The organism is Flavitalea flava (assembly GCF_054461575.1).
Window position 1 is genome coordinate 1 of the sequence record NZ_JBTLQH010000096.1, and the last position, 6,958, is coordinate 6,958.

The 6,958-nt window shown below is 44.3% G+C and carries 4 protein-coding genes; all 4 read left to right on the forward strand.

Translation table 11 applies throughout. The features are described 5' to 3' along the window. The first annotated feature begins 231 nt into the window (after positions 1-231). The 4 genes from ACX0G9_RS31340 to ACX0G9_RS31355 are packed head-to-tail and all read left to right on the forward strand — an operon-like array spanning position 232 to position 6,806. Positions 232-1,656: a DUF3375 domain-containing protein gene (locus ACX0G9_RS31340; RefSeq protein WP_459068944.1), complete on the forward strand. Its 1,425-nt coding sequence runs from the start codon at positions 232-234 to the stop codon at positions 1,654-1,656. A 3-nt stretch (positions 1,657-1,659) separates the two neighbouring features. Beyond that, positions 1,660-2,226: a DUF4194 domain-containing protein gene (locus ACX0G9_RS31345; protein WP_459068945.1), complete on the forward strand. Its 567-nt coding sequence runs from the start codon at positions 1,660-1,662 to the stop codon at positions 2,224-2,226. Between the two features lie 13 nt (positions 2,227-2,239). After that, on the forward strand, positions 2,240-5,635 hold the full coding sequence (locus tag ACX0G9_RS31350; RefSeq protein WP_459068946.1) for an ATP-binding protein: 3,396 nt from the start codon (positions 2,240-2,242) through the stop codon (positions 5,633-5,635). Further along, a complete protein-coding gene (locus ACX0G9_RS31355; RefSeq protein ID WP_459068947.1) occupies positions 5,604-6,806 on the forward strand; it encodes a Wadjet anti-phage system protein JetD domain-containing protein in 1,203 nt (400 codons plus the stop codon). Before ACX0G9_RS31350 ends, ACX0G9_RS31355 begins: the two co-directional genes overlap by 32 nt. Positions 6,807-6,958 lie beyond the last annotated feature (152 nt).

Genomic DNA, 6,958 nt, shown 5'->3' on the forward strand with positions numbered 1-6,958 from the left:
CCTGATCTATGAATACCGCAAGACAAATCTTAACTTAACACCCTAACCTTTTGGTCTCGAATATGGGGAGTGTTATATTGTAAGGGGTCCCAACGAGCTCACTTTGCGATTATTTATACACCAGAAATGCACAGATTCGGACAAATACATTTGCAAATGCAGGCGATCCTCCATGAAATATGACAAGAACATGGAGGATTTTGGTAAATTCACCTCCCATTTCCTTTAATTATGAACTTTGAAAAAGCATTATCCCTTTACAAAAATGATAAAACCCTCCAAATATTTAGAGCGGAGCATTTTCCTTTGCTGATAAGCTTTTTTCATCTCGCCTTCAAGCAGCAGGACAAAATATCCTATTCTCAATCCGGTCTTAGCGGTTTACTGGGGGACTTCCTGTTCGCCCTGGATCGCCAGGGGATATCCGATCACGCTAAACCGCCCCTGGACTATCTGCAAAAATGGTCGCAGCAGGGATATTTACGGCGATATTATGAGACGGCGGATGAGCCGGTATACGAGCTTTCCCCGGCTACTGAAAATGCCTTGAAATGGCTCGACGACCTGAATAAGCAGCAATTCGTAGGAACACATAGCCGGCTGTTGCAGTTCTTCGCCTTGTTGCAGCAAATAGTCAATAGGACGGCGGGGCCGTACGAACGCCTACAGCAATTGCAGGAAGAACGGAAGAAAATAGACGAAGAGATGGAACAGATCAAAAAGGGGCATTACGCCAAACCTTCGGACACGCAACTAAAGGAGGATTATTTCCTGGCGGAAGAGACGGCAAGGCGTTTGCTGGCGGATTTCAGGCAGGTGGAAGAAAACTTCAGGGAGTTGGATACGCAGACCCGGCAAACAATTATCAAAAGCAACCTGGCGAAAGGAGTTTTACTGGACAATATTTTCGAACAGCAGGATTACTTGCGGAATACGGACCAGGGAAAAAGTTTTAAAGCATTTTGGGAATTCCTGATGAGTGAAAGTATGCAACAGGAATTGGAGGGTCTGATCGAAAAGTTGAATGGGATCCCCGTCATCAAGCAGGTGAAACAGGAACAGATCGTCGACAGGATCAAGACCAACCTCGTGGATGCCGGTGATAAAGTGAACAGGAGCAACGATGGACTGATCGAGCAATTACGAAAGTACGTGGAACAGAAAAATCTGTCAGAGAGCAGACATATCCTGCGGAGTATTGAGGCCATTGAAGGTCTTTTATTAGAGCATAAGGACGATCTGGATACGCAACAGGTGTTAATGGAAACAGACCGCTTATTCCGCCCTGCCTTTTTAATGGAACGCCCTCTTTTTACGCCACCGTTGAAAATTCACTTTGAAGAAACGGTCATAGAGGAAGGGACAGCAGACGCGGACACAAATGCCTTGTTCGGGCAATTTTATGTCAATATAGATGAACTGAGGAATAATGTTAAAACATTACTGCGGACTAAGTCCCAGGTATCCCTTTCGGGAGTATTGCTGCATTACCGGCCGACAAAAGGCGTTACCGAGATATTGGGCTATATGCAAATTGCCACCGGGGACTCCAGGCATTATATTGACAATGAGCGCGCCGAGAAATTGAATATTATGAACGTAGAAACCGGGGTGCAATACCAATTAGAGACGCCTCTTATCATTTTTAACCGATAAATTATGATCCAGGTACATTCAATTGCCTTGATAACCTTGTTGAAAGGCATTCTTTATAATCATCAAAAAGAGGCCTGGGAAAACCTCCTGCAATATGAGCCGGAAATAAAAAAATATTTTTCCGCCATTGGCCTCGATGTTTATATCGACAAAAGCGAGGGTTATGCTTACCTGCAACAGAAAGAGCTGGAAGAAGGAGCGGAGTTGCCCAGATTGGCGGAAAAGCGGCAGTTGAACTTCTTTACGTCGCTGTTGTGCCTCGTACTTCGGAAATATCTGCTGGAACAGGATGCTCAGGGAGGAACTGTGAGGGCCATTATTACCCAGCAGGAGATCATTAATCGTACCAAAGGGTTTCTTCCTACCGCATCGGATGAGGCAAAACAGCAGGATAAGATCATAACCACGATCAATAAAGTGATCGATATCGGGTTCCTGCGGAAACTCGATGACAACAGTAATAACTACGAGATACACCGTATCATAAAAGGTTTTGTAAATGCCGGGGTGATTGACGATATGCTGCAAAAGCTGGAAGGGTTCGCGGCGGAGAAAAATATAACGGACTGATAAAATGAAATTTATGGAAGAATTGGAGATGGATTTCGCCCCGGTGAACGCCGGCTTCCGGCTACAATACCTGGAAGTACTTAATTGGGGCACTTTCAATAAGGTGCGATGGAAGATCGAACCCGACGGATACAATGCCTTATTGACCGGCGACATCGGTTCCGGTAAATCTACATTGGTGGATGCACTTACTTGCCTGTTGGTGCCTCACAATAAAATAGTATTCAATAAGGCGGCAGGGGCGGAAGGCAAAGAGCGGAATCTTTTAAGTTATGTCAAAGGCGAATACAAGAAAGAAAAGGAGGAGATCACCAAAATAGCCAGGAAAATATATTTACGTCCGGACGATAATACATATACTGTAATTGCCGGGAATTTTCATAATGAGGGCTACAAAGAGGACGTATGCCTTGCCCAGGTCTTCTGGATCGGGAAGGATGGGAAAGTGGAAAAGCTTCTTATCATCAGCCCGGCACCGCTCACCATCACCCAACATTTCAGCGGCTTTACAGATATCAACGATCTCCGGAAAAGGTTACGGCAGACGGAAGGATTACAGTTGTTCAGTGATAATTTCAGCCAGTATAGCGAACAGTTCCGGCGCCTTTTCGGGATGAACAGCGATAAGGCCATCGACCTTTTTTACCAGACTGTATCCATGAAGTCTGTCAGCAGCCTGACTGATTTCGTTCGCGAGCAAATGCTGGAACGGACCGATGTAAAAGAGCAGATCACATCCCTGTTGAAACGCTTCGATGATCTGAATAAGGCGCATGGGGCCGTAGTCAATGCCAGGGAGCAATTCCAACTGTTGAAACCTTTAACGGAATTCTCCGTGGAATACGGCAAGACAGGCAGGGAAATAGAGAATATCGAGATGATGCTCGGGGTGATACCCGCCTGGTTTGCAGAACAAAAACAGCAATTGCTACGGGATGTGATTGCAAAGACCCTTGAAGACCTGGACGTCGCGTCGAAAATTCAAAAAAGGTTAGCGGAACAAAAAGACGAGCTGGAAAATCAAAAGCTGGGCATATTGCAGGATATTGACAATAATGGCGGCAAAAGATTGGAGCAAATTGATCTTGAAATAAAGCAACATGACAAGGATAAAGAAGTAAAGAAAAAGGATTTTGAGGACTATGAAAGACTGGCCCTGCCATGCGGATTGCAAGTTGTATCGAATGAAACTGATTTTCATGCAAATATTCACAAAGCAGGGATCATCAATGAAGCCTGTATAATAAAGGATGCCGAACTGAAGGAACAGCGGGATAACCTGGTAAGCGAACTACGTAAAAATGAAAGTGAGCTGCAGGTCGAGCAAAAAGAGCTTGAATCATTAAAAGATCGTAAGACGCAGATACCCGGATGGCTGGTGGGATTCAGAACCCGGTTGTGCGTGGACCTGGATATTAATGAAGAAAATCTACCTTTTGCAGGTGAATTGTTACAGGTGAACGAGTCGGAAGCGGCCTGGGAAGGGGCGGTTGAAAAATTATTGCGGGATACCGGTATCAGTCTGCTGGTGCCCGGTCCGCATTACAGGAGTGTGAGTAAGTATATAAATGACAATCCCCTCCGTGGCGCAGATGGCAAAGGGATAAAGCTTACCTACCTGGATGCAGAATTGGAAAACGCTCAGACTACATTCAGACAGTTGGATAATGATAGTGTCGTGCACAAACTGGACATTAAGCCGGACTCGCCCTTTGCTGACTGGCTGGAAAGCTATTTGCAACGGAGTTTCGGGGATTTTCTTTGCGTGGAAGTGGAACATCTGCAGCAGGTGCCATATGGGATCACCCAGCAAGGATTGATTAAACGCGGAAGGATACGCCATACGAAAGATGACAGGACAAGGCTCGATGACCGACGTAATTATGTGTTGGGCTGGAGCAATGGGGAAAAGATAAAAGCCCTGGAAGGTGCTATTTCAGACCTTGAGGAGGAGTTCCATATACTCAAAAATAGTCTACGGGAAATCGAAAAGCAACAGAAAAATAACGAAGCTATCGGGCGGCAACTGAGTATTTTACTCACTGTCAGGGATTTCGATCGGATCAATTGGAAATATCATGTAGCAAAGATTCATCAGCTCGGGCAGGAACGCCACGAGCTGCTGAATAACAATGATATTCTTTCCCTGCTTCACAACAAAAGAGATGAAGTTAACCGTCTGATAGAAGAAGTTAAGCAAAAAGAAACGGAGAAGAACCAGGAAATAGGGGGGCTGAAAAAATCCGTTGAAACCTACCAAGTCCAATTGCTGGATACGGAAGAGACAGTCAGGCAGGCCGATCCGAAACAACGGGAAAACTATTTTCCGGTCATCGAAGAAAAGCTGACCGATAGAAATTTACGTCTTTCTTCCATCGACAGGCAGCAGGAGCAGTTTAGAAAGCTTTTTGAAGGCGATACCGGTGAATTAAAGAAGCTTCGGTTCAGGTTGAGCTCGTTGCGCTCGTCCATAGAGCGGAAAATGCGGGAAATAAAGGAGCATTCCAAGGCGGAATACAGCGAGCTCGGCGAAAATATCGATGCCAGGACTGAGTATATGCAAAAATTCGAGCGACTGGTCTCCGAAGACCTGAAAAGACATGAAGAGCGGTTTAAGGAGGAGTTGAATAAAAATACCATTAATAGCATCGCGGTATTCGACAGCCAACTCGAGAAGCACGAAAAGGATATCAAGGTGAAAATAAAGACGATCAATCAGCATCTGTCTGAAATAGTTTACAATGCTGCCCAGGATACTTACATTACTATATTAATGGACGCCACTCCCAGTAAGGAAGTTCGTCTGTTCAGAGAAGAGTTGAAAAAATGCTATACGAATTCCTTCAGTAACAATTCGGAATTGTATACCGAAGATAAGTACGAGCAGGTGAAGAGGATATTAGATCGCTTTGCCAGCGCCGAAAGCCTCGATAAGGAATGGACCGCCACCGTTACGGATGTACGGCAATGGTTCGAATTCAATGCGAGCGAACGCTATAATGCAGATCACACGGAGAAGGAATTCTACGAAGGGTCCGGTGGAAAGAGCGGTGGTCAGAAGGAGAAGCTGGCTTATACCATATTAGCAAGTGCCCTTGCCTATCAATTCGGATTACAATTTGGCGAAATCAAGAGCCGGAGTTTCCGGTTCGTGGTGATCGATGAGGCTTTTGGCAGGGGGAGCGACGAGAGCACACGTTACGGGCTTGAACTCTTCAGGAAGCTGAACCTGCAATTACTCATCGTGACACCGCTGCAGAAAATACATATCATAGAAGGTCATGTCAACTCCTTTCATTTTGTCAGTAACAAGGACGGGAATAATTCACAAGTAAGTAACTTTACCAAAGAGGAGTACGAGATAGAAAAATCGAGACATGACAGCCTATTCAGGCATGCCAATTCATAATTCTAATGAAATGATCAGTCCGGAAGAAATAAAACTACAGGCACTGCGATGGTGGAAACCATTCCTGCAGAGTTATATATCCAATGAACCATTTTTCCCACGGCAAATTGACAGGATCGGAAAAGTACAACCGGCAGACGTCACCCACCGATTTGAAGATCTTCAGAATGAGATTTCAGTTTTATACAGGGATTCGAAGAATGAAAACGGGATCGGTTATCTTGTAAAAACAGCAGGTAAAAATTTCAGGCGATCGGGAACACATGAATTGCCAGATAGTATCGTATTCGAAACAGCCGATGACTACTTGCATTGTACCGGGAAGCGGAAGGAATGGAAACTATTTACCCGGAATTATGAATTGTTGGCAGAATGCCTTCCCCAGCTAAAGGAATGGATTATAAATAATGCCTTGTTATTAACCCTGCCGGATGCAAACTGGCCGGATATTTTGAAAGTATGTCAGTATTTTGTCTTTAACCCAAGACCCAATCTCTATATACGGCAATTACCTATCCCGCTGCACACTAAATTTATTGAACAAAATAGCGCATTGCTGCTATCATTATTTGACTTCCTTCTCCCGGAACATATCCGTAATAAAGATCAAAAAAAATTCCCAGAACGCTATTATCTGAAACATGACGAACCTTTGATCCGGATCCGGATCTTAGATGAAAAGCTGGCCATTCATAATAATATAATGGACCTGAGCATTCGACTTTCCGATTTTGAAATGACAGACTGGGGTTGTAAAAAGGTACTGATCGCCGAGAACAAGATGAACTTCCTGACCATACCCCCTATTCCATCGGCAATCGCCATTTGGAGCGGCGGCGGTTTCAATATAAGTTACCTGAGAAATACCGGGTGGCTCAAACGTAAAGATATTTATTATTGGGGAGATATAGATGAACATGGATTTCAGCTTTTACACCAACTCCGAGGTTATTATGCACATACCCAAAGTATAATGATGGATAGCCAAACTTTTCACACCTTCCATGAATTTGCCGTCAATGGCGAACGAAATAATGCAGAAAGGCTGGACCAACTGAATAAACACGAGGCTGGGCTTTATACACTATTAAAATCTATAGATAAAAACAGGCTGGAACAAGAAAAGATCCCGCAAGAGTACGTGAATGCCATTTTTTCGAATTTAGACTGATCTTTCTACAGAAGGGATTGAAGATCAATATAAATAGCCCAAAACCAAAAGCTTTTTTGGCCAATTCCGGATTGGTGTAATCGGCAATCACAAATGCAGGATTTTTCGTAATCAGGAATACACAGTTTTTGGCAACAAGGAGTACATAGGTT